General features: G+C 65.6%; 22 protein-coding genes. 14 read left to right on the top strand and 8 right to left on the bottom strand.

Going from position 1 to position 26,305, the window contains the following annotated elements; translation table 11 throughout:
- Positions 1-42: 42 nt before the first annotated feature.
- From ACP7DD_RS02395 to ACP7DD_RS02385, 3 genes are all read right to left on the bottom strand, one after another.
- Complete coding sequence (locus tag ACP7DD_RS02395; protein WP_426173099.1) at positions 43-702, bottom strand: N-acyl amino acid synthase FeeM domain-containing protein; 660 nt, start codon at positions 700-702, stop codon at positions 43-45.
- Between the two features lie 237 nt (positions 703-939).
- A complete protein-coding gene (gene prsT, locus ACP7DD_RS02390; RefSeq protein ID WP_426173097.1) occupies positions 940-3,705 on the bottom strand; it encodes an XrtA/PEP-CTERM system TPR-repeat protein PrsT in 2,766 nt (921 codons plus the stop codon).
- A 197-nt stretch (positions 3,706-3,902) separates the two neighbouring features.
- Positions 3,903-4,208 (bottom strand): hypothetical protein, encoded by a 306-nt coding sequence (locus tag ACP7DD_RS02385; RefSeq protein WP_426173096.1) that lies wholly within the window; start codon positions 4,206-4,208, stop codon positions 3,903-3,905.
- A gap of 115 nt (positions 4,209-4,323) precedes the next feature.
- On the opposite strand from ACP7DD_RS02385, the gene ACP7DD_RS02380 reads away from it, so the two are divergent.
- On the top strand, positions 4,324-4,467 hold the full coding sequence (locus ACP7DD_RS02380) for a hypothetical protein (RefSeq protein ID WP_426173094.1): 144 nt from the start codon (positions 4,324-4,326) through the stop codon (positions 4,465-4,467).
- A gap of 7 nt (positions 4,468-4,474) precedes the next feature.
- Here ACP7DD_RS02380 and icmF read toward each other — a convergent pair whose 3' ends face one another.
- Together icmF and ACP7DD_RS02370 are read right to left on the bottom strand one after the other, a co-directional pair.
- Complete coding sequence (gene icmF, locus ACP7DD_RS02375; protein ID WP_426173093.1) at positions 4,475-7,762, bottom strand: fused isobutyryl-CoA mutase/GTPase IcmF; 3,288 nt, start codon at positions 7,760-7,762, stop codon at positions 4,475-4,477.
- Positions 7,763-7,889: 127 nt separating this feature from the next.
- On the bottom strand, positions 7,890-11,447 hold the full coding sequence (locus ACP7DD_RS02370; protein ID WP_426173091.1) for an indolepyruvate ferredoxin oxidoreductase family protein: 3,558 nt from the start codon (positions 11,445-11,447) through the stop codon (positions 7,890-7,892).
- A 267-nt stretch (positions 11,448-11,714) separates the two neighbouring features.
- On the opposite strand from ACP7DD_RS02370, the gene ACP7DD_RS02365 reads away from it, so the two are divergent.
- The 13 genes from ACP7DD_RS02365 to ACP7DD_RS02305 all read left to right on the top strand — a co-directional run bounded on the left by ACP7DD_RS02365 (position 11,715) and on the right by ACP7DD_RS02305 (position 24,488).
- A complete protein-coding gene (locus ACP7DD_RS02365; RefSeq protein ID WP_426173090.1) occupies positions 11,715-12,935 on the top strand; it encodes an HD-GYP domain-containing protein in 1,221 nt (406 codons plus the stop codon).
- A gap of 276 nt (positions 12,936-13,211) precedes the next feature.
- Positions 13,212-13,397 carry a Flp family type IVb pilin gene (locus tag ACP7DD_RS02360; RefSeq protein ID WP_426173088.1) on the top strand — a complete coding sequence of 62 codons (186 nt, stop codon included), beginning with the start codon at positions 13,212-13,214 and terminating at the stop codon, positions 13,395-13,397.
- A 67-nt stretch (positions 13,398-13,464) separates the two neighbouring features.
- Complete coding sequence (locus ACP7DD_RS02355; protein ID WP_426173087.1) at positions 13,465-13,998, top strand: A24 family peptidase; 534 nt, start codon at positions 13,465-13,467, stop codon at positions 13,996-13,998.
- Between the two features lie 118 nt (positions 13,999-14,116).
- Positions 14,117-15,541 (top strand): ATP-binding protein, encoded by a 1,425-nt coding sequence (locus tag ACP7DD_RS02350; RefSeq protein WP_426173086.1) that lies wholly within the window; start codon positions 14,117-14,119, stop codon positions 15,539-15,541.
- Positions 15,541-16,398, top strand: a complete 858-nt coding sequence (gene cpaB / locus ACP7DD_RS02345) for a Flp pilus assembly protein CpaB (protein ID WP_426173085.1) — start codon at positions 15,541-15,543, stop codon at positions 16,396-16,398. Before ACP7DD_RS02350 ends, cpaB begins: the two co-directional genes overlap by 1 nt.
- Positions 16,399-16,430: 32 nt before the next feature.
- Positions 16,431-17,996, top strand: a complete 1,566-nt coding sequence (locus tag ACP7DD_RS02340) for a type II and III secretion system protein family protein (RefSeq protein ID WP_426173083.1) — start codon at positions 16,431-16,433, stop codon at positions 17,994-17,996.
- 10 nt (positions 17,997-18,006) lie between these two features.
- Positions 18,007-18,294 (top strand): hypothetical protein, encoded by a 288-nt coding sequence (locus ACP7DD_RS02335; protein ID WP_426173082.1) that lies wholly within the window; start codon positions 18,007-18,009, stop codon positions 18,292-18,294.
- 149 nt (positions 18,295-18,443) lie between these two features.
- Entirely contained in the window at positions 18,444-19,619 is a 1,176-nt protein-coding gene (locus ACP7DD_RS02330) for an AAA family ATPase (protein ID WP_426173080.1), read from the top strand.
- A gap of 15 nt (positions 19,620-19,634) precedes the next feature.
- A complete protein-coding gene (locus ACP7DD_RS02325; protein WP_426173319.1) occupies positions 19,635-20,981 on the top strand; it encodes a CpaF family protein in 1,347 nt (448 codons plus the stop codon).
- Between the two features lie 14 nt (positions 20,982-20,995).
- Positions 20,996-21,973 (top strand): type II secretion system F family protein, encoded by a 978-nt coding sequence (locus ACP7DD_RS02320; RefSeq protein WP_426173079.1) that lies wholly within the window; start codon positions 20,996-20,998, stop codon positions 21,971-21,973.
- 11 nt (positions 21,974-21,984) lie between these two features.
- Positions 21,985-22,920, top strand: coding sequence for a type II secretion system F family protein (locus ACP7DD_RS02315; RefSeq protein ID WP_426173078.1), 936 nt, complete (start codon positions 21,985-21,987; stop codon positions 22,918-22,920).
- A gap of 19 nt (positions 22,921-22,939) precedes the next feature.
- Complete coding sequence (locus tag ACP7DD_RS02310; RefSeq protein WP_426173076.1) at positions 22,940-24,100, top strand: LytR C-terminal domain-containing protein; 1,161 nt, start codon at positions 22,940-22,942, stop codon at positions 24,098-24,100.
- Positions 24,101-24,176: 76 nt separating this feature from the next.
- Positions 24,177-24,488, top strand: a complete 312-nt coding sequence (locus tag ACP7DD_RS02305; RefSeq protein ID WP_426173074.1) for a BON domain-containing protein — start codon at positions 24,177-24,179, stop codon at positions 24,486-24,488.
- Between the two features lie 51 nt (positions 24,489-24,539).
- Here the strand turns inward: ACP7DD_RS02305 and ACP7DD_RS02300 are convergent, their stop codons facing one another.
- The 3 genes from ACP7DD_RS02300 to ACP7DD_RS02290 all read right to left on the bottom strand — a co-directional run bounded on the left by ACP7DD_RS02300 (position 24,540) and on the right by ACP7DD_RS02290 (position 26,064).
- Positions 24,540-25,310, bottom strand: a complete 771-nt coding sequence (locus tag ACP7DD_RS02300) for a GIN domain-containing protein (RefSeq protein WP_426173073.1) — start codon at positions 25,308-25,310, stop codon at positions 24,540-24,542.
- 31 nt (positions 25,311-25,341) lie between these two features.
- Positions 25,342-25,545, bottom strand: coding sequence for a hypothetical protein (locus tag ACP7DD_RS02295; RefSeq protein ID WP_426173071.1), 204 nt, complete (start codon positions 25,543-25,545; stop codon positions 25,342-25,344).
- A 177-nt stretch (positions 25,546-25,722) separates the two neighbouring features.
- The gene (locus tag ACP7DD_RS02290) at positions 25,723-26,064 is read right to left on the bottom strand and encodes a hypothetical protein (protein ID WP_426173070.1); all 342 of its coding nucleotides are present in this window, start codon (positions 26,062-26,064) and stop codon (positions 25,723-25,725) included.
- Positions 26,065-26,305: the final 241 nt, after the last annotated feature.

Genomic DNA, 26,305 nt, shown 5'->3' with positions numbered 1-26,305 from the left:
AGGAGACGGTGCCGGACGGCGATGCGGCTTGGGCCTGCTAGCTCAGGCAGCGTGTTGCTCGTGGTCGACGCGTAGCAGGCGGTTCAAAATACCGGCTTCCTCGCGCGGCGAAAAGAAATACGGGTAAAACGAGCGCTCGGTAGTCTCGCTGCCGAAGGTGCCGCCATGCTTGCTGATCTGTTCGGTGACGTACTCGAGATTGACGCGCAGCAAAAAGGCCGGCGCGTTGACGCGCGGATTGTTGCGCATTTCCGCTTCGCGCTGGAAGCCCAGCATGTGCTCGTAAAAGCGGCGGTGGCGCGGATTGACCTCGATCAGAATGTCGGTGCACTCGTGGATGTCGCGCGCATAGATGACGGCCAGGTGGAACAGGTTGGCCAGCGCCGTCTTCGACTTGACCTGGGTGTCGAAAGCGAACTTGGTAAATTCACACAGTTTCGCGCCGCGCATGCGATGCGCGTCCATCTCGGGCTTGAACACCTGGTCGGCCATCAGTCCGATCGGTGAATCGATGCCGATCGTCAGCGTGCCAATGACTTCGCCATTGTCGGTCGCTGTCAACGTGATCCGGTTCGGATCGTCGTTGAACTGGTGGGTTCCGGCATAGCCGCGCCAAGCGTACATCTTGCTGATGAGCAGGCTGGCGGAATTCCGGCCTTCCGCAGTGTCGGTCAGCCGGATACCGTAATTATCTTGATTCACGATAATATCCTCGTATTCGGTGGACGCTATAGTAGCCTGTTCCGTATTAAATTGCGCGGGTGAATCGGACTCAAGCGAATCCGGGGTTACCTCGGCATCGACCTCTGCAGCCATCGTATTCACGGGATCCTCACCATTTCTCATTGCGGTTGTGCAGCGAAGCAGCGCGTGCCGGAGATCGCGCTGCGACGGCCGCCGGCATTGTGTTCGATTACATTTGCTTACCAAATAGATGCTTTAAAGAACCTTCAACAAGGCCTTAGCTTCTTCCATTTGGGCGAAGGGCTTATTGTCCGACAGCAACTTATTCAATTCTAGCTTGGCATTCGCCTTGTCGCCAGCTTTATTCAGCGCCACCGCCAGGTGATAGCGGAATTCGGTGGCCGCCGGCGCCAGCGCGACGGCGCGCTTGAGGATCGGCAATGCGCGCGCGGTGTTGCCCTGCTCGACGAGCATCCAGCCGAGCGTGTCCATGACGGCTGGGCTCTCGGGCGCGGCCGCCAGCGCCTTTTCCGCCGTCGGCAGGGCGCGCGCGTCGCCCAGTTGCTGGTAGGTCCAGGCCAGGTTGTTCAGCGCCACCGGGCTGCCCGGTGCGATCTTCAGCACCGCCTCGAACTGGGCGGCGGCCAGCTTGTACTGCTTGGCTGCGAGCGACATTTCAGCGACGTAGGCGGCGATGATGACATCGTTCGGGTTGGCCGCCTGCCACTGCTGCAGGCGCGGCATCGGATCCTTGCCGGTGCTTTTCATCACCTCGGAAATCTTGACCAGCACCTGCGGCGTCTTGGCGATGGCAAACGCCTTCTCCATCGCCGCCAGCGCCAGTGCCGGCTTCTTCAAGCCGAGCTGCAATTCACCTTCCATCATGAAGCCGGCGGCCGACTTCGGATCGACGCGCTGTACGTCGCGCGCGATGGCCATCGCCTCGTCCGTATTGCCTTTCCTCATTGCCAGCTCGGCCATCCCGACGCGTGCCGGCAGGTACGACGGATCTGCCGCGATCGCGCGCTTCAGGTCCTGCACCGCGGCCGGCTCGTTTTTCATCATCATGTGCACCGACGCCAGGCGCATGTGGACAGCGGGGGCCTTCGGCGTCAGGCCGGCCAGCTTGCTGTACGTCTCGAGTGCGCCGGCCTCGTCCTTGTTGACCAGCTGCATCTGGCCCATCATGTCGAGCACGCCCGGATGGGTCGGATTGGCAGTCTGCAGCTTGCTCATCAGGCTGAGCGCTTTTTGCTCCTGCTTGTTGCGCGCGTAGTGCTCGGCCAGCTTGAGGGCCGGATCGACCGCCTCGGGCCGTTCGGCGACGGCTTTTTCCAGCCAGTTGCCAGCCTGGTCCGGCAGGTTGCGCATGGCGGCGAGCTCGGCCAGGGCCATCATGGCCGGCACGTTTTTCTTGTCTTTCTCGAGGATCGCTTCGAAGCGCTTCTGGGCGGCCTCGGGCTTGCGGTCCTGCATGTCGAGCCGGGCCAGGTTGGCCACGGCAGGGAAAAAGGCCGGCTGCAAGGCGACGGCTTTTTCGAAGCTGGCGCGGGCGCCGGCCAGGTCGCCCTTGGCGACCGACACACCGCCTTTCAGGTTGTGCACCTGCGGATCTTCCGGATGGGCTTTTTCAAGCGCCAGCGCGGCCGTCATCGCCTTGTCGTAGTGCTTCAGCGCCAGTTCGGTCTGCACCAGCGTGACGCCGGCGCGCGTCGATTTCGGATCGAGCACGGCGGCCGCTTCCAGCTCGCTGACGGCGCCGGCCTGGTTGCCCTGGGCCAGTTTCGACAGGCCGAGGGAGGTGCGCAGCTCGGCCGATTTAGGCTCCAGCACGCTGGCCTTTTCGAAGTATTCCGCCGCCTTGCCGTAGTCCTGGTTTTGCATGTGCGACTGGCCCGCCAGCGCCATCAGCTGCGGGTCGAGCGACGCTTCCTTCGTCAGCGGCGCCAGCAGCGCGAGGGCGTCGGCCGGCTGCGCGCCCTTGAGCATGGCATGGGCCAGCAGCTTGCGCGCCGCCGCGTCTTGCGGGAACGCTTCGAGGTATTTCTTCAGGTGGGCTTCGGCCTGCTTGGTGGCGCCGGTGCGCAGCTCCAGCTGGCCGGCCAGCAACAGGCTCGGCATGTGATCGGGCGCCACGCCGAGCACTTTGGTCACCCCGTCTAGCGCCGGCTGCAATTTTTCCTGGCGGGCGTCGAGCAGGGCCTGCACGTACGTGACCATCAGGTTACCCGGCGCGTACTTGCGCGCCGTCTTCAGGTCCGCCGCGGCGACGTCGTAGTTGCCTTCGCCAATTTCGATGTAGGCTTTTTCGATGTAGGCGCTGCGGTGCGCCGGGCGCAGCTTGATCGCCTGCTCGTAGCCCTTGCGCGCTTCGGCCGGCTTGCCGTGCTTGCGCATCATCATCGCGTTGACCATCCACACTTCCGGATTGGTCGGGTCCTTGACCAGGCTTTCAGCCGAATAGCGGTCGGCGGCAGCGACGTCTTGTTGCACCAGCGAATACATCGTCATGCCGATCAGCGCGCCGCCGGCGTCGCCTTGCAGCGCCAGCGACTGGTCGTACGCGGCCTTCGCCTTGGGCGCATCGCGCAGCGCCAGGTAGGCGTTGCCGCGCATGGTCGACAGCTGGGCCGACTTGGCGGCCGCCGCCTGCGGGATTTCATCGAGCAGTTTCTGGAACTGGCCGGTCGCGACCAGGCTCTTGCCCAGGAGCGGCATGGTACGCTCGGCCGGGATGCCCAGGCTGCTCGCCTTGCGCACTTCCTTTTCGGCCGAGACGGCGTCGCCGCTGTCGCTGTACAGGGTGGCGAGCAGCATGCGCGCCTCGCCATCTTCAGGACTCTTGGCGACCGCATTTTTCAGCTGGATCAGGGCCGCCTTGGTGTCGCCTTTTTGCTGGTATTGCTTGGCATCGGCGAGCAAGGTTTCGGTCGTTTCGGTACGGCTGCAGGCGCTGATGGCTACGCTCAGGAGCAAGGTGAGGAGGAGTGCGGCGTTTTTCGATCGCGTCTGGACGGCCATGTAATTTCCTTTTTCCGGGTCGCTACGGCAAAACGCCGGCAACCAATTCGATAATATTTAGTTACCTAGTAGCTAATAATACCCCAAAGAACGCATTTGTTGTCCAGGGTAACGAATTGGTGTTGCAAATCTGGCTTGACGGATGAATGGCGGCGGCAAGCCTGGTGGATTGGCGCTGTGTTGGCGGCGTCGCCAGGCTAGTCGGGCTTGCGCAGGCGCGCCAGTAGCGATTCGACACCGTCGCCGACGGGCAAGCCGTGACGGCGCAGCAATTGCAGGTGCAGCACCAGGTTTTCCAGCACCAGTTTGGCCGACACCGCAAGCAGGCTCAGCAGCCGGTCCTCGGTGCTGAAGTTTTCCATCGCCGCGGCCATTTCGCACAGGTGCGACGCGACCAGTTCGCGCAGGTCGTCCTCGGCAAAGGGCAGGTCGGCAAAATCGATCGGGTCTTCCAGTTCCACTTCGTGCATCAGCGCAGCTAACTGCTCGGGCTTGATCGGCATGGCACTCTCCGCAAGTTTGCTCGCCCCTATTTTAGGCCAGCGGCGCCGGCCGGATCGGCTAAAATTGTCGTCACTGGCTTATTCGTCACTATTCTTATAGATCGGCGGCACTGCGATGGCGCGACTGTACTTTACCCAGCAGCTGGCGCGCTTCACGGCGCTGCCGCAGCTGCGCAGCAGTTCGGCCGCTCCCAGCTGGTTCACGCGCCAGATCGAAAAGGCCGCGCCGCTTGGTGCGGCGGCGGCCAGCCCGGCCTGACCCAGCCTTACATGTTGCGGCGGTACTGGCCGCCCACCTCGAACAGCGCGGTGGTGATCTGGCCGAGCGAACAGACGCGCACCGCGTCCATCAGCTTGTCGAACACGTTGGCGTTGTCGATCGCCGCCTGCTGCAGCGCTGCCAGCGCCTGCGGCGCTTCGGCCGCGTGCAACTGGTGGAACTGCTCGAGGCGGCTCAGCTGCGACTGCTTTTCCTCGTCGGTGGAGCGTGCCAGTTCGATCTTCTGCGGCACGTCGGTCGCTTTCGGATTGCGGAAGGTGTTGACGCCAATGATCGGCAAGGTGCCGTCGTGCTTCTGGTGCTCGTACAGCATCGACTCTTCCTGGATCTTGCCGCGCTGGTAGCCCGTTTCCATCGCCCCCAGCACGCCGCCGCGTTCGGCGATGCGCTCGAACTCCTGCAGCACCGCTTCCTCGACCAGGTCGGTCATCTCGTCGATGATGAACGAACCCTGGTTCGGGTTCTCGTTCTTGGCCAGGCCCCACTCGCGGTTGATGATCAATTGAATTGCCAAAGCCCTGCGCACCGATTCGTCCGTCGGCGTGGTGATCGCCTCGTCGTAGGCGTTGGTGTGCAGGCTGTTGCAATTGTCGTAAATGGCGATCAGGGCCTGCAAGGTGGTGCGGATGTCGTTGAAGTCGATCTCCTGCGCGTGCAGCGAGCGGCCCGACGTCTGCACGTGGTACTTGAGCTTCTGGCTGCGATCGTTGGCGCCGTACTTGTCGCGCATCGCCACCGCCCACAGGCGGCGCGCCACGCGGCCGAGCACCGTGTATTCCGGGTCCATGCCGTTACTGAAGAAGAACGACAGGTTCGGCGCGAAGTCGTCGATGTGCATGCCGCGCGCGAGATACGCTTCGACGAACGTGAAGCCGTTCGACAGCGTGAACGCCAGCTGCGAGATCGGGTTCGCACCGGCTTCGGCGATGTGGTAGCCGGAGATCGACACCGAGTAGAAATTGCGCACCTGGTGGTGCACGAAGTACTCCTGGATGTCGCCCATGACCTTGAGCGAGAACTCGGTCGAGAAGATGCAGGTGTTCTGGCCCTGGTCTTCCTTCAGGATGTCGGCCTGCACGGTGCCGCGCACGTTGGCCAGCACCCATTCGCGGATCTTGGCCGCTTCGTCGGCGGTCGGCTGGCGCTTGTTTTCAGCGACGAACTTGTCGACCTGCTGGTCGATCGCGGTGTTCATGAACATCGCCAGGATGGTCGGCGCCGGGCCGTTGATCGTCATCGATACCGACGTCGATGGGCTGCACAGGTTGAAGCCGTCGTACAGCACCTTCATGTCGTCGAGCGTGGCGATCGACACACCCGAGTTGCCGACCTTGCCGTAGATGTCGGGGCGCAAGGCAGGATCGGCGCCATACAAGGTGACCGAGTCGAACGCGGTCGACAATCGCTTGGCGTCCATGCCGGTCGAGACGAGCTTGAAGCGGCGGTTGGTGCGGAAGGCATCGCCTTCGCCGGCGAACATGCGGGTCGGGTCTTCGTTCTCGCGCTTGAAGGCGAATACGCCGGCGGTGAACGGGAACGAGCCGGGCACGTTTTCGAGCATCAGGAATTTGAGCACTTCGCCATGGTCTTCGTATTTCGGCAACGCGACCTTGCGGATCACGGTGCCCGACAGCGTGTGCTGCACCAGCTGCGTGCGGATTTCCTTGTCGCGGATCTTGACGACGTAGTCGTCGCCGGCGTACGCGGCCTGCATGTCGGGCCACATCGCCAGCAGCTTCTTGGCGCCGGCGTCCATCGCGCTATCGCGCTCGGTGATCAGGTCGTCGAAGTCGGTGGCCTTGTTTGCCGCGGCCAGCATGCGCCTGGCGCTGGTGAGCTGCTGGCGTTCGCGCGCCAGCGTGACCTGCTTGCGGGTGTTCTTGTGGTAGCCGCGCACGGTGTCGGCGATTTCGGCGAGGTAGCGCGCGCGCGCTGGCGGCACGATGACGTGCTTGCCGCTCGAGTGCCTGGCGTCGACGACCGGCAGCTTGCCCGGCTGGAGGGCCAGGCCAAGTGCGGCCAGTTTTGGCAGCAGTCCCTGGTACAGCGCGGTGACGCCGTCGTCGTTGAAGCGCGACGCCTGGGTGCCGAAGACCGGCATCTGGTCGGGAGAGACGCTCCACATTTCGCGGTTGCGCTGGTACTGCTTGGCGACGTCGCGCAGCGCGTCCTGCGCGCCCTTGCGGTCGAACTTGTTGATGGCGATGAAGTCGGCGAAATCGAGCATGTCGATTTTTTCCAGCTGCGAGGCGGCGCCAAACTCTGGCGTCATGACATACATCGACAGGTCGACGTGCGGCACGATGGCCGCGTCGCCCTGGCCGATGCCGGACGTTTCGACGATGACGAGGTCGAAGCCGGCGACCTTGCAGGCGGCGATCACGTCGGGCAGCGCGTGCGAAATCTCGGAGCCGGCTTCGCGCGTGGCGAGCGAGCGCATGAACACGCGTGGCTGGCCGTTCCATGGATTGATCGCGTTCATGCGGATGCGGTCGCCCAGCAGCGCGCCGCCGGACTTGCGGCGCGACGGATCGATCGAGATGATGGCGATGTTGAGCGCGTCGCCCTGGTCGAGGCGGATGCGGCGCACCAGTTCGTCCGTCAGCGACGACTTGCCGGCGCCGCCGGTGCCGGTGATGCCCAGGGTCGGCACGGCGCGCGCGGCGGCAGCTTGCGTCAGCTGCTCGCGCAGCGCGGGTGCCGCCTTGCCGTTTTCCAGCGCGGTGATCAACTGGGCGAGCGGGCGGTGGCGCCCGGCCATCTCGCCGGTTTGCAGCGGCTCGAGCGAGGTTGGCGAATAGTCGGTCAGGTCGATGTCGCACTGCTGGATCATCGACTGGATCATGCCGACCAGGCCCATGCGCTGGCCGTCCTGCGGGCTGAAGATCTTGGTCACACCATAGGCGTGCAGTTCGTCGATCTCTTCGGCGACGATGACGCCGCCGCCGCCGCCGAACACCTTGATGTGGGCGCCGCCGCGTTCGCGCAGCAGGTCGATCATGTACTTGAAATATTCGACGTGGCCGCCCTGGTAGCTGGAGATGGCGATGCCCTGGACGTCTTCTGCCAGCGCCGCCGTCACCACTTCGTCGACCGAGCGGTTGTGGCCGAGGTGGACCACTTCGACGCCGTTCGACTGCAGGATGCGGCGCATGATGTTGATCGAGGCGTCGTGGCCGTCGAACAGCGAGGCGGCGGTGACGAAGCGAACCTTGTTGGCCAGCTTCGGCGCTTCAGGCGGGGTCAGTTTGGCGGCGGCGGTGTTGTCGTTCATATTGATCCTTGGTGATCTTGTACGGTATATGACGTTTACGTTAACGTCAAGTGGGGCCTGAGCCCCGGTGTGTTGGCGTCAGCACAACCGGGGTCAGACCCTTTAGAAGCAGAATCGGGTCTGACCCCTAGGCAACTTTCTGCTGCGTACCGACGGACAGCAAACGCGCTTTCTCGACGCGGAACTTCGCTACCGCCGCTTCCTTGACGTGGCCGAAGCCGCGCACCTGCTCCGGCAGGTTCGCCAGGTCGACCGCCGTGGCCAGGTTGTCGGCATTCAGGCCGGCCAGCAGGCCTTCGACCATCTCGCGGTACTCGATAATCAGCGCACGTTCCATCTTACGCTCTTCGCTGTAGCCGAAGACGTCAAACGCGCCGCCGCGCACGCCCTTGAATTTGGCCAGCAGCTTGAACGCGCTCCACATCCACGAGCCAAATTCGGCCTTGACCAGGTGGCCCTTGCCGTCCTTTTTGGCAAACAGCGGCGGCGCCAGGTTGAATTTCAGCGAGAAGTCGCCTTCGAACTGCGACTTGAGCTGTTCGACGAAGCGCCCGTCGGTGTACAGGCGCGCCACTTCGTATTCGTCCTTGTAGGCCATCAGCTTGAAGTAGTACTTCGCCACCGCGGTCGACAGCCTGGTGCCGAGACCCTGCGCCGCTTCGGCGCCGCGCACCCGCGCCACCAGCTCGGCGTAGCGCGCGGCGTAAGCGGCGTCCTGGTAGGCGGTGAGGAATTCGACGCGCTTGTTGATGACGGTGTCGAGGCTTTGCGGCATCTGCACGACGATCGCCTGGGTCGGGGTGGCGATGCGCGTCACGCGCGCCAGGTCGACGGCGGCGCGGCGGCCCCACAGAAAGCTCTTCTTGTTCGACGCGGCGGCCACGCCATTGAGTTCGATCGCGCGCAGCAGCGCCGCTTCGCCAAGCGGGATGCGGCCCTTCTGCCAGGCGTAGCCGAGCATGAACAGGTTGGCGGCGATCGAGTCGCCCATCAAGGCGGTGGCAAGCTTGGTGGCGTCGATGAAGTCGGCGCCGCCGGCGCCGGCCGATTCGCCGATCAGCGCGCGCACTTCTTGCACCGGATACTGCCAGTCGGCGTTTTGCGCGAAGGTGCCGGGCGGCTGCTCGTGCAGGTTGATGACGGCCATGGTGCGGCCCGGACGCATCTTCGAGATGGCATCCTGGGCGCCGGCGGTGAGCATGTCGCAGCCGAGCACCAGGTCCGCTTCGCCGGTGGCGATGCGCTGCGCGTGCAGGTCCGATGGGGCGCGCGCCACTTTCACGTGCGAAGTGACCGAGCCGTTTTTCTGCGACATGCCGGTCATGTCGAGCACCGACGCGCCTTTGCCTTCGAGGTGCGCGGCCATGCCCATCAGCGCGCCGACGGTGATCACGCCGGTGCCGCCGATGCCGTTGATGAGGATGTTGTATGGCGCCTCGAGCGCCGGCAGCACCGGTTCGGGCAGCGGGCCGAAGCCGTCGTCGGCGTTGTCCTTGGTGACGCCGGTCTTCGATTTTTTCAGCGCGCCGCCTTCGACCGTGACAAAACTCGGGCAGAAGCCTTTGACGCACGAGTAGTCCTTGTTGCAGGACGACTGGTCGATGGTGCGCTTGCGGCCGAACTCGGTTTCCTTCGGCAGGATCGAGGTGCAGTTGGACTGGATGCCGCAGTCGCCGCAGCCCTCGCAGACCGCTTCGTTGATGACCATGCGCTTGGCCGGGTCGGGCAATTCGCCCTTCTTGCGGCGCCGGCGCTTTTCAGCCGCGCAGGTCTGGTCGTAGATCAGCACCGACACGCCGGCGATGTCGCGCAGTTCGCGCTGCACCGCGTCCATGTCCTTGCGGTCGTGCAGCGTGACGATGGCCGGCAGGTTTGACCTGTCGGTGTAGCGCGACAGGTCTTCGGTCACCAGCGCGATGCGCAAGACGCCTTCGGCGGCCATCTGCCGGGCGATCATCGGCACCGACGTCTGGCCGTCGACCGGCTGGCCGCCGGTCATGGCGACGGCGTCGTTGTAGAGGATCTTGTACGTCATGTTGACGTTGGCGGCGACGGTGGCGCGGATGGCCAGGTAGCCGGAGTGGAAGTAGGTGCCGTCACCGAGATTCTGGAACACGTGCGGCACCTTCGAGAACGCGGCCTGGCCGATCCACGGCGCGCCTTCGCCGCCCATATGGGTGGTCAGCTTGTTCATCTCCGGGTAGATCGAGGTGGCCATCACGTGGCAGCCGATGCCGGCCAGCGCGAACGAGCCGTCGGGCACCTTCGTCGAGGTGTTGTGCGGACAGCCGGAGCAGTAGAAGGCGGGGCGAAACGGCGTGTTGATCGCCTTTTGCAGCACGGCGTCCTTGGCGTCGAGGAAGGCCAGGCGCGCGCGGATCAGGTCACAGGTCTTTTCGTCGCTGATCAGGCGCGACACGCGGGAGGCGATCACGCGCGCCACTTGCGACACCGAGAAGTCCGCTTTTGAGGTGAGCAGCCATTCGCCGCGCGGCGCCACCCATTCGCCCTTGTCGTCGAACTTGCCGACGATGTGCGGGCGGACGTCGTCGCGCCAGTTATACAGCTGCTCCTTGAGCTGGTACTCGACCATCTGGCGCTTTTCCTCGACCACCAGGATTTCTTCGAGGCCCTGGGCGAATTCGCGCACGCTGTCGGGCTCGAGCGGCCATGGCATTGCCACCTTGAACAGGCGCAGGCCGACGTCGGCGGCCATCGCCTCGTCGATGCCGAGCGCCTCGAGCGCTTCGAGCACGTCGAGGTAGGACTTGCCGGAGGCGATGATGCCGAGCCTGGCGTTGGGGCTGTCGATGGTGGTGTGGTTGAGCTTGTTTTCGCGCGCATACGCCAGCGCCGCGTAGATCTTGTAGTCCTGCATCAGCGCCTCCTGGTTGCGCGCCTGCTGGCCCAGCGGGACCGACGACAGCCGTGCGTTCAGGCCGCCTTCGGGCATGACGAAGTCAAGCGGGATCTTCACTTGCACGCGGTGCGGGTCGGCGTCGACCGACGCGCTTGACTCGACCGTGTCGGCGAGCGCCTTGAAGGCGACGGTGCAGCCGGAAAAGCGCGACATGGCCCAGCCATGCACGCCGAGGTCGAGATATTCCTGGACGTTGCACGGGTACAACAGCGGCACCATGCAGGCGGAGAAAATGTGGTCGGACTGGTGCGGCAGGGTCGACGAATAGGCGCCGTGGTCGTCGCCGGCGACGAGCAGCACGCCGCCGTGCCTGGCGGTGCCGGCGTGGTTCATGTGCTTGAAGACGTCGCCGCAGCGGTCCACGCCCGGACCTTTGCCGTACCACATGGCGAACACGCCGTCGTACTTGGCCGGGCCGATCAGGTCGACGGTCTGGGTGCCCCAGACGGCGGTGGCGGCCAGGTCTTCGTTGACGCCGGGCACGAACCTGACGTGGTGCGCCTCGAGGTGGGCCTTGGCCTTCCACAGCGTTTCGTCGAGGCCGCCCAGCGGCGAGCCGCGGTAGCCGGAGATGAAGCCAGCCGTGTCGAGCCCGGCGGCGAGGTCGCGCTCGCGCTGGATCATCGGCAGGCGCACCAGCGCCTGGATCCCTGACAGGAAAATGTTGCCGGACTTGGCGGTGTATTTGTCGTCGAGGGTGACGGTGGTGAGGCGCGTTGAGACGTTCTGCGCGCTGGCAGGAACTGCCGCCGTGGTATCTGGCATGGGTGATGCTCCAAAAGGGTGATTCAGAATGTCGCCCGCAGATGACGGCGCCGGGTAGGCGCCTGGCCGGCGGGCCAGGGGCGCCGCGGTTGGCGGCAACCGGTGATTTTACCTCGGCAGCGCGGCGGCGGCGAGCGCGGCGAGGCTGACTGGCGCAAATTAAAATTTCTTTATTGTAAATATTAATGCAATGCAGAAATAAACTCGATATACTTCAGGGTACCGTGGGCGCCATTCGGCAATCACCATTTGATGGCGAGGCAAGAAATGCTGAAGAAAATCGACGCTTCCCAGCTGAAGGTGGGCATGTATATCCATGACCTCAGTTGCGACTGGATGACCCATCCGTTCGCGCGGAGTCGCTTTTTGCTGACGCAGGACGATGAAATCGGCAAGATTCGCGCTGCCGGCATCCATGTCGTGGTCATCGACGACACGCGCGGGCTGGACGTGCAGGATGCGCCCACCGTGGCCGAAGCCGACGCATGTATCGAGGCCGAACTGACCGTGATCGCCGCCGCGCCGGTGATCGTGACGCGCGTGTCGCTCGGCGAAGAGGTGCAGCGCGCCGCCCTGATCCGCCACCAGGCAACGTCGCTGGTGCGCAGCGTGATGCAGGACGCGCGGATGGGCAAGGCGATCGAACTCGATAAGGTGTCGCCGATGGTGCAAAGCATTACCGAATCGATCCTGCGCAATCCCGGTGCGCTGATGGGTTTGCTGCGCATCAAGAGTGCCGACGACTACACGTTCTTGCATTCGGTCAGCGTATGCACGCTGCTGGTGGCGTTCTGCCGCTCGCGCGGCATGGATGCGGCCACCACCTACGAGGCCGGCCTCGGCGGCCTGCTGCACGATACCGGCAAGGCGCTGGTGCCCGACCGCATCCTCAACAAACCAGGCCCGCTGACGGCCGAGGAATTCGACGTCATCAAGCGCCATCCGCGCGACGGCTACGACCTGCTGCTGCGGTCGGAAGGCATCGGCCCGATCCCGCTCGACATCACCTTGCACCACCACGAGCGCCTCGACGGCAGCGGCTATCCGGACAAGCAGGGCGGCACCACCATCAGCGAACTGGCGCAGATGGCGGCCATCGTCGACGTGTATGACGCCATTACCGCCGACCGCTGCTATCACAAGGGGCTGTCGCCGGCCGAAGCGCTGCGCAAGATCTACGAGTGGAGCAAGTGCCACTTAAATCCCGGCTATGTGCAGGCGTTCATGCGCTGCGTCGGCATCTATCCGGTCGGCACGATGGTGATGCTGGCGTCGGGCCGGCTGGCGGTGGTGATCGAGCCGCACCAGACGAACCTGCTGGCGCCGAAGGTCAACGTGTTCTTCAACAGCAAGAGCAAGGTCTACATCAAACCGGAAACGGTCGACCTGTCGCGCGCGCTCGGCTTCGGCGGCGGCGACAAGATCGTCGGCCACGAGGCGCCCGCCAAGTGGCACGTCGATCCGATGAAGTTCCTCAACCTCGCCTGACAACCGTCGCGACGCGCGGGCGGCCCCGCCCGCCGGCCGCGTTCGCTGTATCTTTCCTGTGTTCCTGTGACCCCAACCGCAGTTTCATCGCGCCATTAAATAATGCCGCATGGAAAAGTTGCGTATGGTCAAGTTGCTGTGCGGAATCACCAGATATAGTCACTTCCATGGCGCGGCACTTGAAAGACAGCAGTCAGGTCAGTCAGGTGAAGGTTGCAGTTCGACGCTTGCGACGCGCCAGGGTTTGAACTTTCATCCACTTCACAGGAGTAAGCCATGAGCAAGATCATCTCGACAGTACGTGCTTTTGTTGCCGACGAAGACGGTGTAACGGCGCTGGAGTACGGCATGCTGGCAGCTGCGATCGCTGCCGTCATTGCCGCTACCGTCATGGCGATTGGTCCGCATATCAAGGTCGCATTCACATCGGTCCTGGTTGCCTTGGGCGGTACTGCACTGTAAGCGAGCCCAGCCTCCCCGACGGGGCCCCGTCGGGGAGGCTTTTTTTTCCCTTCCCAGCGAGTCGTCCATGACTTTGCAATCTTCCCTCGAATTGTCTCTTGTTGCGCTGCTGCTCGTGGCCAGTGGCTACGACCTGGCGCAACGCCGCATTCCGAACCGGCTGCTCGGGTGCGGGCTGGTGTGCACCGTCGGCTTGCACCTTGCCGCCGGCGCGCCGCTCGAACTGCTGACCACGGTGCTGGCCGGCATGGGCATTGGCCTGTCGATGTTCCTCCCCCTTTATATAGTGCGTGCGATGGCCGCCGGCGACGTCAAGCTGATGGCCACCGTCGGCGCCTTTTGCGGACCGCTGCAAACATTTCATATCGGCCTGGCCACCTATTGCTGCGGCGGCCTGCTGGCGTTCGCCATCGTGCTGTGGCGCGGCAAGACGCGCACGGCCGCACTCAACGTCGGCACGTTGCTGCGCCCGCTGCTGCGGCGCATGACCGGCGTGCCGCTGGTGGCCGAGCCGATGCCGGCGCCAAGCGTCGGCGGCATGCCGTATGCATTGGCGATCGCCGTGGGCGCCTTCCTGATGCTGGGACTGCGCCACCTGTGAGGGCGACCGAATAATTTCCCCGGAGGATGAGCTTGCTAACCGTCAATAGGCGCTCGGCAACGCTCGATAAAATGAATCTTAATCCAGCGAAACAGTCTGGGCCCGTGGGAGATACGCAATGTTCGACACCGAAACGCTGACGGCGCTGGTGGCTCCGCCCGGAGCCGCAGTCGTCGCGCCGGGCGCCGGCGAGATCGTCGCCCGCCTGCCGCCGCAACCGAAGACCATCAACGACACCGGCCTCGAGCTGACCTTGCTGGTCGAACTGGCCGCGAAGACGATGTATGCGGTCGGCAAGGTGCACCTGCCCGTATTGATGGGCAAGATGCGCCTGTCGTTCAGCGTGCTGCGCGAAGTGCTCGGCTTCATGGTCGCCGAACAGATCGTCGAGGTAGCCTTGCGCGGCGACTCCGACCTCGACGTGCATTACCAGCTGACCGCCACCGGCAAGCTGCGCGCGGCCGAATTCCTGGCGCGCTGCCGCTATATCGGCGCCGCCCCGGTGACCTTGCGCGCCTACCGCGACCTGGTGCTGCGCCAGTCGCAGCGGCAGGCGCGCGTCAACCGCGTCGGCGCCGCCGAACTGGCCGCCGCGTTCTGCGACGACGGCATCGACGCGTCGGTGCGCGAACTGATCGGCGCGGCGCTGCAGTCGGGCCGCTCGCTGATGCTGCACGGCCCGTCCGGCAGTGGCAAGAGCACGATCGCGCGCAAGCTCGGGCAGCTGCAGTGCGGCCTGGTGGCGACGCCGTACGCGATCCTGGTCGACAGCGATATCGTGCAGTTTCACGACCCGCTGCTGCATCCGGCGCCGCTGCAGCTGCGCCAGGCCGAAGACCGGCGCAGCAGCGACAGCCGCTGGGCGCTGTGCCAGCGGCCGGTGGTGCAGGTCGGCGCCGACCTGAGCGTGGAGATGCTCGACCTGCGGCACGACAAGGCCGGCGGCGTCTATCACGCGCCGCCGCACTTCCTTGCCAACAACGGCATGCTGGTGGTGGACGATCTCGGCCGCCAGCGTATCGCCGCCGCGCAGCTGTTAAATCGCTGGAGCGGGCCGCTCGACAGCGGCACCGACCAGCTGACCATCGAAGGCGGCCACAAGATCAGCGTGCCGTTCGACGTCACGCTGGTGCTGGTGACGCACCGTGCACCGCACGAGATGCTCGACGCGTCTGCCATGCGGCGCGTCGGCTACAAGATTCATATCGGCGCCCTCGGCGAAGCGGGCTACCGCGGCCTGTTCCGGCGCCAGTGCATGCTGAGCGGACTCGAGTGCGACGAACGGGTGCTGGCGCACTTGATCGACGTGCTGCACGGTACCGACGGCGCGCCGCTGCTGGCGAGCTATCCGCGTGAATTGATCGAGCGCATCGCCGATTTCGCCAGCTTTGCCGGCGCCGCCCCGCGCCTGACGATCGGTGCTATCGAGCAAGCCTGGACCAGCATGTTGGCCGGGGAGGGTGGCGCCAGCGCCACCCGCAGCATCCCGCACCCGGCTCCCTATTTCGTCGCCGCCGGCGACTCACTGAGCGAGACAATCTGATGAAAAATAAGCGCGCGCTGGCGATGATGGCGGTCGCAGTCCTGTTAGGGACCGTGGCTGTGGTGCTGGCTTCGTTCTGGCTGTTGCGCCAGTCGGCCGGCAAGATGGGACGCATCGTCGTGGCCACGGCCGACGCCAACCGCGGGCAGCGCCTGACGCCCGAGATGCTTGGCTTTGCCGAGTGGCCGAAGAAGGACATTCCGGCCGACGCCTTCACCGACCCGGCCCGCCTGCACGACCGCGTGCTGAAGGGCAATCTGCTGAAGAACGAGCCGATCAGCGAATCGAAGCTGGCGCCGGCCGGCACGCTGGGCGGTCTGTCGGCCTTGATCAGCGAGGGCAAGCGCGCCATTACGGTGCGGGTCAACGACGTCATCGGCGTGGCCGGCTTCGCCTTGCCGGGCAACTACGTCGACGTCATCGTGCACACCGAACGCGAACCTGGCCAGAACACCGTGCCCGGCGCCGCCCAGCACATCTCGAAGATCGTGCTCGAACGCATCCTGGTACTGGCGGTGGCGCAGGAAGTGAGCCGCGACGAAACCAAGCCGAAGGTCGTCAACGCCGTCACGCTCGAGGTCTCGCCCGAGCAGGCCGAACACCTCGACCTGGCGCGCGGCGTCGGCACCTTGTCGCTGGCCTTGCGCAACCAGGTCGATCCATCGCTGCCGTCGACGATCGGCGCGACCAAGCGCACCTTGCTCAATGAACAGCAAGCTGCCGCGGCCAAGGTGCTGCCTGGCGTCGCCAGGCCGGCGCCGAAGCCGGTCGTCGTGCTGGCCGCGCCGATGGCAACGCTCAAGCGTCAATGCGTCAGTGTGCTCAACGGCTTGCAGTCGTCGCAAGAGTGCTTCTGATTTTTCACTTTCCACTTTGCCGGAGCAGCGAGATGAACCTACTCATCAATAATGGCCAACCAGGGCGCGCCTCGCGCCTTGCCGTGTGCGGCGTGCTGGCCTTGGCCCAGGGGCTGGCCATCGCGGCGCAGCCGAAGGCAAATCCGGCGGTGCCGGCCGAGCGCGCCGACAGCGGCCCGCATTGCCTCGGCCAGGCCGCGCGGCCGGCCGCCATGACACTGCAGATGGGAAAATCGACGCTGATGCGCCTGCCAGAACAAGTGCGTCACCGCAGCGTCGGCAATCCGGCCGTGGCGCAGGCGATGCTCGTTGCGCCCGATACGCTGTATCTGGTCGGCGTCGACGTCGGCAGCACCAACATGATCATCCAGGGCCGCAGCGGCAGCTGCAGCATCGTCGACCTGGTGGTGACGATGGACACGGCGCCACTGCGCGCGGCGCTGGCGGCCGCCTTGCCGGACGAGCGCAACATCAGCGTGACCACCGCCGGCGACACCATCGTGCTCAGCGGCGTGGTGGCCGACGCGCCGGCGGTGGCGCGGGCGATGGAGCTGGCCGGTGCGTTCGTGCGCAAGCCGCTGCGCTCGCTGGCGAAGAACGAGGAGGGCGGCGGCGCGCAAGCGGCTCCCGACGCAGCCGGCGCCGGCAACGGTGGTGGCGTTCGCGTCATCAACCTGCTGTCGGTAAGCGCGCCGCAGCAGGTGATGCTGGAAGTGAAGATCGCCGAAGTGTCGAAGAGCCTGCTCGAACGGCTCGACGTCGGCCTGACGTGGCGCTTCTCGTCGGGCAGCTGGGCGGCGACATTGCTGTCCAACTTCCTCGCCGGAAATGCCAACAGCGTGTCGCCGGCGAACGGCGTGCTCGACCTGCGCAAGTCGAACGGCAACCGCATCGGCGCCGACGCCGAGCGCAAGGACGGGCTGGTGCGCATGCTGGCCGAGCCGACCGTCATGGCGCTCAGCGGCCAGGAAGGCAGCTTTCTGGCCGGCGGCCGCATCTTCATCCCGGTCGCCCAGGACAACAACAAGGTCACCCTGGAAGAGCGCGAATTCGGCGTCGGCCTGCGCTTCACCCCGACCGTGCTGGCCGGCGGGCGCATCAACCTGAAGGTGGCGCCGGAAGTGTCCGAGGTCTCGCGCGAGGGCATCGGCATCACCGCCGGCGGCGGCCTGGCGGTGCTGCCGTTGATCACCACCCGGCGCGCCAGCACCACGGTGCAGCTGTACGACGGCCAGAGCTTCGCCATTGGCGGCCTGATCAAGAACAACACGGTCACCGGCATGAACGGCACGCCCGGCATGTCCGAGGTGCCGATTCTCGGCGCGCTGTTCCGCAGCACCGATTACCAGCAGGACAAGACGGAAATGGTGTTCGTCGTGACGGCGCACCTGGTCAAGCCGTTGGCGCCGAACTATGCCTTGCCGACCGATGCGGTGACGCCGCCGACCCGCACCCAGCTGATGCTTGGCGGTCGCCTCGAGGGCGACGCGCCGGTGGCCATCGAGCGCCAGGCGCCGGCAGTCCAGCCCCAGCCCCAGGCGCGAATGGCGCAGGGCGAGGCCTCGGCCGCCACCGCACGCGGTTTCGAACTCAAATAAGGGAGAGACCATGGCAACGCGACATAACAAGGCAATCATCACCGCCGTGCTGGCGCTGGCGGCGACGCTCTTCGGCTGCGCCCACAACAGCTATCGCAGCGACATCGGCAACGGCCTGTCCGGCCAAGCGGTGCGCGCCACGCTCGCCGCGCAGGTCATCAATCCGGCGGCAGCGCTCAATCCGAATCCGGCGGCCGGCTTGGACGGCAATAATGCACGCGCCGCCGTCCAGCGCTACGAAGCGCCGCCAGAGACCAACAACGGCGCCGTATCGACTATCCACCTGACGACCAAATGAAACGGCGCGGCGCCGCATGAGCGGGGATGGCCGCGCCGCGGTTCACCGACGCCGCGGCGTGTCGCCACCGCCCCGATCGGCACGCCGGGCGACAGCGAGTGGTTGGCGCCTGCACCCGAAACGGTACCGTCCATCGACAAGGATAGTTTATGAAAGCCTTACTTATCACCCGCGACGGCGACTTGCAGGCGGAACTGGCGGCGCAGGGGGCGGCGCGGGTACCGCCGCTGAGCCTGGGCGCGTGCCGCAGCAGCCTCCAGGATGCGCTCGACCGGCCGCTGCCGGACCAGCCGGCAATGGTGATTATCGACGCGAGCGAGCTCGACGATAACGATGCCGCCCACCTCGAGCGGCTGGCCAAGCATTACCCCGGCGCCAGCCTGATGCTGCTGACCGGCGCGCACCACCAGGAACTGCTGATTCGCGCCATGCGCGCCGGCGTGCGCGAAGTGCTGCAGCTGCCGCTGGTGCACCGCGCCTTGCACGAAGCGATCGACCGCGTCGCCGCCGCCGCCGGCGTGACGAACATGCGCGACGGCAAAATTCTCGCCTTTATCGCCTGCAAGGGCGGCAGCGGTGCGACCTTCCTGTCGACCAATTTCGGCTATGCGCTGGCCGCGCTGGCCGACAAGAAAGTGCTGCTGATCGACCTGCACGGCCAGTTCGGCGACGCCACGCTGTACGTGTCGGACCAGAAGGCGGCGATGACGCTGTCGGACGTGTGCCGCCACATCGCCCGCCTCGACGCCGCCTTCCTCGAGTCGTCGCTGGTGCACGTGTCGCCCGGCTTCGGCATCCTCGCCGCCGCCGACGATCCGGGCCAGGCCGTCGAACTCAAGCCCGAACACATGGACGCGATCCTGCGCGTGGCACGCCAGCACTACGACTATATCGTGCTCGACGTCGGCCGCCAGATCGACGCCATTTCACTGCGCGCGCTCGACAACGCCGACGTCATCTACCCGATCCTGCAGCTCGGCCTGCCGGACATCCGCGATGGCCGCCGCCTGCTCGACATCTTCCGCTCGCTCGGCTACCCGATCGAGCAAACCCGGCTGATCGTCAATCGCTACGAAAAGGGCGGCAAGCTGCGCCTGCAAGACTTGCAAAGCGCGCTCGGCGCCGAGGTAGTGCACACCATTCCGAACGACTATATCGCCGTCACCGATTCGGTCAACCAGGGTGTGCCGGTGCTGCGCCTGTCGCGCGCGGCGCCGGTCTCGCGCAGCCTGGCCGACCTGGTCGAACTGGTGACCGCGCGCCGCGTCGTTGAAAACAAGGGTCTGTTCGACCGCCTGTTCGGCCGCGCCGATACCGACCAATAAACGAGGAGACCGTTGATGACTTTACGCGAGCGTTTGAATGGGTCCGACGACCTGCGCGCGGCCGCACCGGCCGCACCAGGCGCGGCCACCCAGGCCTACCAGGAACTGCGCAAGAATGTGCACCAGCTGATCCTCGACCGGATCGACCTGGAGCGCCTCAAGCGCCTCACCACCGAGCAGTTCAAGCACGAACTGGCGTTGCTGATCCAGCGCATCATCGAAGACGAGCGGATCGTCCTGAACCAGACCGAGCGGCACAACCTGGTGCTCGACATCCAGCACGAGATGCTCGGCTTCGGCCCGCTCGAACCGCTGCTGGCCGACCCATCGGTGTCCGACATCCTGGTCAACACCCATTCCAGCGTGTACGTCGAGCGGCACGGCAAGCTCGAGCTCACCGATACCAGCTTCCACGACGCCGCCCACCTGATGAAGATCATCGAGAAGATCGTCTCGCGCGTCGGGCGCCGGGTCGACGAGTCGAGCCCGATGGTCGATGCGCGCTTGCCCGACGGCTCGCGCGTCAACGCCATCATCCCGCCGCTGGCGGTGGACGGGCCGATCCTGTCGATCCGCCGCTTTTCGGCCTCGCCGCTGACGGTCGACAACCTGCTCGCCTACAAGAGCATGACGCCGCCGATGGTGCAGGTGCTGCAGGCACTGGGCCACGCCAAGATCAACATCCTGATCTCCGGCGGCACCGGCAGCGGCAAGACCACCTTGCTGAACCTGCTGTCGGGCTTCATCCCGCCCAACGAGCGCATCATCACCATCGAGGACGCGGCCGAGCTGCAAATGCGACAGCCGCACGTGGTCAGGCTCGAGACGCGCCCGCCGAACATCGAAGGCAGGGGCGAGGTATCGCAGCGCGCGCTGGTGCGCAACGCCTTGCGCATGCGCCCTGACCGCATCATCCTCGGCGAGGTGCGCGGCGCCGAGGCGCTCGACATGCTGCAGGCAATGAATACCGGCCACGAAGGCTCGCTGGCGACGATCCACTCGAACACGCCGCGCGACGCGCTGGCGCGGCTCGAGAACATGGTCGGCATGGCCGGCGTCAACCTGACCCCGCGCGCCACCCGCCAGCAGATTTGCTCGGCGGTGACGGTGGTGCTGCAGGTCACGCGCCTGACCGATGGCGCGCGCAAGCTTGTCAGCATGCAGGAGATCACCGGCATGGAGGGCGACATCATCGCCATGCAGGAAATCTTCCGCTTCGACCAGACCGGCGTGGCGCCCGACGGCAGGGTGCTCGGCCATTTCATCGCCACCGGCGTGCGCCCGCGCTTCGCCGAGCGGGTGCGCCTGTTCGGCGCGCCGGTTCCCGATTCGGCGTTCGATCCGAGCCGCATCTACGAATAGCGCCAGGAGACGACATGGATGCATTGTTTTATGGCTTTGCGGTACTGACGTTCGCCGCGGTCATCCTGATCATCGAAGGCGCCTACCTGTGGTGGACCGGCGCCCACGGCAGCGCGGCGCGGCGCATCTCGCGCCGCCTGCGCCTGATGTCGGGCGGCATGGAAGACAGCGGCGAGCGCGTGTCGATTCTCAAGCAGCGCCGCTTCGCCAGGTCGGAGTGGCTCGACCGTCGCCTGCACCGCTTGCGCGCCGCGCACACGATCGACCGCCTGCTGCTGCAGTCCGGGCTGAAGTGGTCGGTCGAGCGGTTCATCGGCGCCACCGGCCTGGCGCTGGTGGTGGCGCTCACGCTCGGCGTGCTGCAGCCAATGCCCGGCGCGGTGCAAGTGCTGTTCACTTTGCTGCTGGTGTCGATGCCGGTAATGTACCTGCGCCGCGCCCGCACCGCGCGCCTGCGTCGCATCGAACGGCAGCTGCCCGAGGCGGCCGACTTCTTCGCCCGCGCCATGCGCGCCGGCCATTCGTTCAATAACGTGATGCAGATGGTCGGCAACGAACTGCCCGAGCCGCTCAGCGGCGAATTCCGCACGGCGCACCAGGAAATCAACTACGGCGTGCCGATGAACGAGGCGCTGCACAACCTGGCCGAGCGGGTGCCGCTGACCGACCTGCGCTACCTGGTGATCGCGGTGGTGATCCAGCGCGAGTCGGGCGGCAACCTGGCTGAAATTCTTGGCAACATCAGCCACATCATCCGCGAGCGCCTGAAGCTGGCCGGCAAGGTGCGCGTGCTGTCGGCCGAGGGCCGGCTGTCGGCCTGGATCCTCGCCTCGCTGCCGTTCGTCATGATGGGCGTGATGATGCTGGTCAACCGCGGCTACGTCAGCACGCTGTGGACCCACCCGCTCGGCATCCGCATGCTGTGGGTCGGCGTCGTCATGATCATCCTCGGCGGTTTGTGGACCCGCCGTATCGTCCGTATCCGCGTCTGAGGAGCCTGGCCATGACCGCATCGCATATCGTCTTCCTGCTGATCCTGTTCGGCGTCGTCGTCGGCCTCGTCATGCTCGCATTGGCAATTTTTACCCCCAACTACATGCGCGAGCGCCTGGCCAGCTTCGACCAGCCGAGCGAGCCGAGCGCGCTAGAGAGCAATGGCTGGGTCGAGAAAGTGGTCAAGGCGGCGCAGCCGTTCAGCCGGCTGTCGCTGCCGGAAGAAGGCTGGGAGCAGTCGGCGCTGCGCACGCGCTTCATGAATGCCGGCTGGCGCACCTCGGGCGCGGCGACGTTGTACTTCGCCGCCAAGACCGTGCTGGCGCTGATCGTGCCGTCGATCGCCGCCGGCGTGATGGTATGGGCGGCGCCCAAATGGGCGGCGCACCAGTTCATGCTGCCGCTGCTGCTGGCGGTGGCGCTCGGCTACTACCTGCCGAACGTGGTGCTGCGCCGTATCGCCGCGCGCCGCCAGCGCGAAATTTTCGAGACGATCCCGGACGCGCTCGATCTGCTGACCGTCTGCGTCGAGGCCGGCCTGAGCCTGGAACGCGGCTTGATCAAGGTCGCTGGCGAGATCCACATCAAGAGCATGGTGCTGGCGCAGGAACTGCAGCTGGTGCTGATGGAAATGCGCGCCGGGTTTACCAAGGAAAAGGCGCTGCGCAACTTCGCGCTGCGCAGCGGCGTCGAGGATGTCGACACGCTCGTCGCCATGCTGATCCAGTCGGAACGCTTCGGCACCAGCATGGGCCTGTCGTTGCGGGTGCACTCGGACACGCTGCGCTCGAAGCGCCAGCTGGTGGCCGAGGAAGCGGCGGCGAAGATCGCGCTCAAACTGCTGTTCCCGCTGATTTTCTTCATCTTTCCGACATTGCTGATCGTTCTGGTAGGGCCGGCCGGCATCCAGGTTGCCGCCGCGCTGAGCGCCATGAACGGCAACTGAATCCATCCAAGGAGCAACCATGCACCCCAGCCTGAAGCATCTCTCCGCGGCGTGCGCCGGCACGCTCCTGGTGGCGTGCGTCCAGGTCGCCCGCACCGATCAGCCGCAAATCGGGCCGTCGGCGCAGCCGGCGTTCGCCCAGGCCGACCAGGCCTACCTGGCCGGTCGCAATGCGCACCTGGCCCAGCGCCCGGATGACGCGCTGGCCGCTTATCGCCAGGCGCTGCAGGCCGATCCGGGCCACGTCAATGCGCAGAATGGTTTGGCGACGCTGTACGCCGAGCAGGGCCAGTACGCACGCGCCATTGCGCTGTGGCAGACGCTGACCGCGGCGACGCCGGCCAACACCGCCACCGCCTATCTGTTCAGCAATCTCGGTTACGCGCAACTGCTCGATGGCGACCATGCCGCCGCCGTTGTCGCGCTGGAAAAAGCGTGCCTGCTCGATCCGCTCAGCCACCGCGCCTGGCGCCATCTCGGCACAGCGCTCGAAAAGCTCGGCCAGCATGAGCGCGCCCAGCAAATGCTGCAGCAGGCGGCCGCGCTGGAAGCGCACGACTTCAAGGCTGATTACACGGCGGCCCGGCGCAGCGGCGCGGCGGCGATCGACAGCGCGGTTGCCGTCGAACAGCCCGTCGACACCTTCCCCGTCAGCGAGGTGCACCAGACCAGCAGCGGCATTTTCGAGCTGCGCCGTCATGGTGGCGAGGTGCAGCCGGCGGCGCTTGCCGCCACGCCGCTCACGGTCGCGCCGGCCGACAGCGAGCCGGCGCCGATGGCGGCCGCTGCGCGCGGCGTGCTGGCCGCCGGTCGCCAGCCGGAGGCGCCGCCGCCGCGCGCGCCAGGCGGCACGACGCTTGAAATTCGCAACGGCAACGGCGTGACCGGCATGGCACGCAAGCTGGCGAGCAAGCTCGGCGACATCGGCATGCGCGTGACGCGGCTGTCGAATCACAAGGGGTTCAATGTCGAGCAAACGCGGATCGAGTACCAGCCGGGTTCGCGCGACGCTGCCGTGCGGCTGGCCGAGCGTTTCGAGCACGCCGCACTGGTCGAAGTCGAGCCCGGCGTGGCGGTCGATGTGCGGGTCGTGCTCGGACGCGACCTGATGCGCAGCAAGCTCGAAGCGCGCCGGCTGATCCGCGCCGCGATCGCGCGCACGGCGTCGCGCGGCCGATAGGATTGGCGGACATCAAATCGGCCCGGCCGAGTCGCGGGACAATGGGGGCGAGTTAACCCGACCCAGGAGTCCCGCCATGCGTATCGCACACTTTCTGAAAGCCCTCTTCGCCAGCCTGCTGATCCTGTCAATGGTTGCCTGCGCGCCCACCGCCACGCGCGAAGGCACCGGCGAGTACATCGATGACGCATTGATCACCACCAAGGTCAAGGCGGCGCTCGCAGCCGACCCCACCGTCAAGGCGACCGAAGTCAATGTCGAGACCTTCAGGGGGGCCGTTCAGTTAAGCGGCTTCGTCTCGTCGCACGAAGCCGTCCGCAAGGCAGTCGAGCTTGCGCGCGGCGTGGCCGGCGTGCGCGGGGTCAAAAATAATATGGTCGTGAAATAGCGAAAAAAGCCGCATCGTTTCCGGGGCGGCTGATTGCGGTGTGCAGCGAACTTACTCCCAGCTAACGCTACCAAGTCCGCTGGCACTCGACTTGCGGCTGCCTGGCTTGCCATACACGGTAGCCGAGCCAAGTCCGTTGAGTACCAGGTCGGCGCTGCTCTTGGCGTACACCGTCGCGCTGCCGAGGCCGCTCATCTTGAGCTCGACCGTGTCGGCGCGCAGGTCGCGCGCTTCCAGGCTGCCGATGCCGCCAAGCTTTGCGCGCAGCAGCTTGCTCTGGCCGGCAATTTCGATGCGTCCTGCGCCGCGCAAGCTCAGTTCGACGCGCTCGCTGTCGGTGGTGCCGAGCGCCATGTTGCCAACGCCGCCCAGCGAGGCGTTGATGCTGCGGTAGCGGCTGGCGAGTGTGACCGTGCCGGCGCCGTCCAGCGACAGGCGGATCTGCTCGCCGGTGAAGCCGGTGATGCTGGCCGAGCCGACGCCTTGCGACACCAGTTCGTTAAAGTCCGGCAAGGTCAGTTCGGCGCGCAACTGGTCCTTGTTGTTCTTGCCGAAGTTAAAGTGGCGGTCATTCTCTATATCGATATGCAAGGTGTCGCCGCGCTGGGTGGTGATCACCTTCGGCACGTAACGCTGATCGCCCGTGATCACCAGCGAGGCGGCCGGTCCCTGCTTGACCCGCAGGTCGATGGTGCCGCCCAGCTTTACCTTTTGCACGCGGGCATCGATGGCCCGCGTTTCGCTGCTTTGCTGGCCCAGCGCCGCGCTGGAAGTTGCGGCCAGTGTCAGTGCGATGCAGACGGTACCGATCAGTGTCTTCATTATCATTCTCCGCGTGGTCCGGGGTGACGAATCAGTTGCCGAGCTGCGCTTTTTGCGCGGCGGTCAGGCGCTTGGCGGTGATGGTCACCACCGCCATTGACGCGCTGGCGTCGACCTGCTGGATCAGCGGCGTCACTGCGCGGTGGGCCGGCGCGGCGGCGTTGGCAAGTGTGGTCACCGAGACCAATGCGAGGGCGGTGATGAAGATGACTTCCATGTTTTTTGCGATGTTCATGTTGGGCTCCTGGGTAGTTAAGTTCGTTGGGTTGAGTGAACTATAGCCAGGTGCCAGGCGCGGGCCCATCGGATTGCGACAGACTGCACTTAACGCGGTATGGAGTGCTAAAAACGGCCCTGGTGAAGCTGCGCGCATCGCGGGCTTGCTGCCGCGCGCGCTGTTGCGTGTTGCCGCTTAACGGTTCGGATCGTTCGGCCGCGCGTCATCGCGCTTCGGCACGCCGTCACCGTCACGGTCGCTGCGGCCATCGGCGCGCTCACCGCGCTGCCAACCGCCGCGCTGCATGCGCCAGCCGCCGTCGCGTTGTTCCCACTGCGGCGGTTGATACACGTAGCCCTTGCGCGCGCTCCCAGTGACCAGCGGTCCAGACGTGGCCACACGCGGCGTACCTGGCGCCGCAGCGGCCAATCTAGCGCCTGCCGCCGCGGTGCCCATGTCCCCAGCCGCCGTGATGGCCGCCGTCTCGCCAGCCGCGATGGCCGTATCCATGGTGCCGATGATGGCCGCGATTGCCATGACCGCGATGCGACTCGAACCACAAGCCGAGCGAGACGGGTGGGCCGACATAGGTCGGCGCGCCGCCGTACGCCGGTTGTCCATACGGGTAGCCGTATCCGTACGGATCGTACTTCGTGTAGCTGGCCGGATACGGTTCATAGACAGCACAGCCGCCCAGCGAAGCGGCCACCGACAGCGAAAATAGCAGGCGTTTCGCGGCGCCTCTCAAGTCCACGTTCATCTCGTCACACCATGATGA

Source organism: Massilia sp. TWR1-2-2, from assembly GCF_049897565.1.
Classification (GTDB): Bacteria; Pseudomonadota; Gammaproteobacteria; order Burkholderiales; family Burkholderiaceae_D; genus JAFCUW01.
This window is presented reverse-complemented; position numbering and strand designations above follow the sequence as displayed.

Coding starts and splice junctions, on each gene's coding strand:
- ACP7DD_RS02380 (WP_426173094.1), top strand. CDS start 4,324: ATGGCGCGACTGTACTTTACCCAGCAGCTGGCGCGCTTCACGGCGCTG.
- ACP7DD_RS02365 (WP_426173090.1), top strand. CDS start 11,715: ATGCTGAAGAAAATCGACGCTTCCCAGCTGAAGGTGGGCATGTATATC.
- ACP7DD_RS02315 (WP_426173078.1), top strand. CDS start 21,985: ATGACCGCATCGCATATCGTCTTCCTGCTGATCCTGTTCGGCGTCGTC.
- ACP7DD_RS02340 (WP_426173083.1), top strand. CDS start 16,431: ATGAACCTACTCATCAATAATGGCCAACCAGGGCGCGCCTCGCGCCTT.
- ACP7DD_RS02305 (WP_426173074.1), top strand. CDS start 24,177: ATGCGTATCGCACACTTTCTGAAAGCCCTCTTCGCCAGCCTGCTGATC.
- ACP7DD_RS02355 (WP_426173087.1), top strand. CDS start 13,465: ATGACTTTGCAATCTTCCCTCGAATTGTCTCTTGTTGCGCTGCTGCTC.
- ACP7DD_RS02360 (WP_426173088.1), top strand. CDS start 13,212: ATGAGCAAGATCATCTCGACAGTACGTGCTTTTGTTGCCGACGAAGAC.
- ACP7DD_RS02385 (WP_426173096.1), bottom strand. CDS start 4,208: ATGCCGATCAAGCCCGAGCAGTTAGCTGCGCTGATGCACGAAGTGGAA.
- cpaB (WP_426173085.1), top strand. CDS start 15,541: ATGAAAAATAAGCGCGCGCTGGCGATGATGGCGGTCGCAGTCCTGTTA.
- ACP7DD_RS02335 (WP_426173082.1), top strand. CDS start 18,007: ATGGCAACGCGACATAACAAGGCAATCATCACCGCCGTGCTGGCGCTG.
- icmF (WP_426173093.1), bottom strand. CDS start 7,762: ATGAACGACAACACCGCCGCCGCCAAACTGACCCCGCCTGAAGCGCCG.
- prsT (WP_426173097.1), bottom strand. CDS start 3,705: ATGGCCGTCCAGACGCGATCGAAAAACGCCGCACTCCTCCTCACCTTG.
- ACP7DD_RS02370 (WP_426173091.1), bottom strand. CDS start 11,447: ATGCCAGATACCACGGCGGCAGTTCCTGCCAGCGCGCAGAACGTCTCA.
- ACP7DD_RS02290 (WP_426173070.1), bottom strand. CDS start 26,064: ATGGCAATCGCGGCCATCATCGGCACCATGGATACGGCCATCGCGGCT.
- ACP7DD_RS02325 (WP_426173319.1), top strand. CDS start 19,635: ATGACTTTACGCGAGCGTTTGAATGGGTCCGACGACCTGCGCGCGGCC.
- ACP7DD_RS02330 (WP_426173080.1), top strand. CDS start 18,444: ATGAAAGCCTTACTTATCACCCGCGACGGCGACTTGCAGGCGGAACTG.
- ACP7DD_RS02295 (WP_426173071.1), bottom strand. CDS start 25,545: ATGAACATCGCAAAAAACATGGAAGTCATCTTCATCACCGCCCTCGCA.
- ACP7DD_RS02300 (WP_426173073.1), bottom strand. CDS start 25,310: ATGAAGACACTGATCGGTACCGTCTGCATCGCACTGACACTGGCCGCA.
- ACP7DD_RS02350 (WP_426173086.1), top strand. CDS start 14,117: ATGTTCGACACCGAAACGCTGACGGCGCTGGTGGCTCCGCCCGGAGCC.
- ACP7DD_RS02320 (WP_426173079.1), top strand. CDS start 20,996: ATGGATGCATTGTTTTATGGCTTTGCGGTACTGACGTTCGCCGCGGTC.
- ACP7DD_RS02310 (WP_426173076.1), top strand. CDS start 22,940: ATGCACCCCAGCCTGAAGCATCTCTCCGCGGCGTGCGCCGGCACGCTC.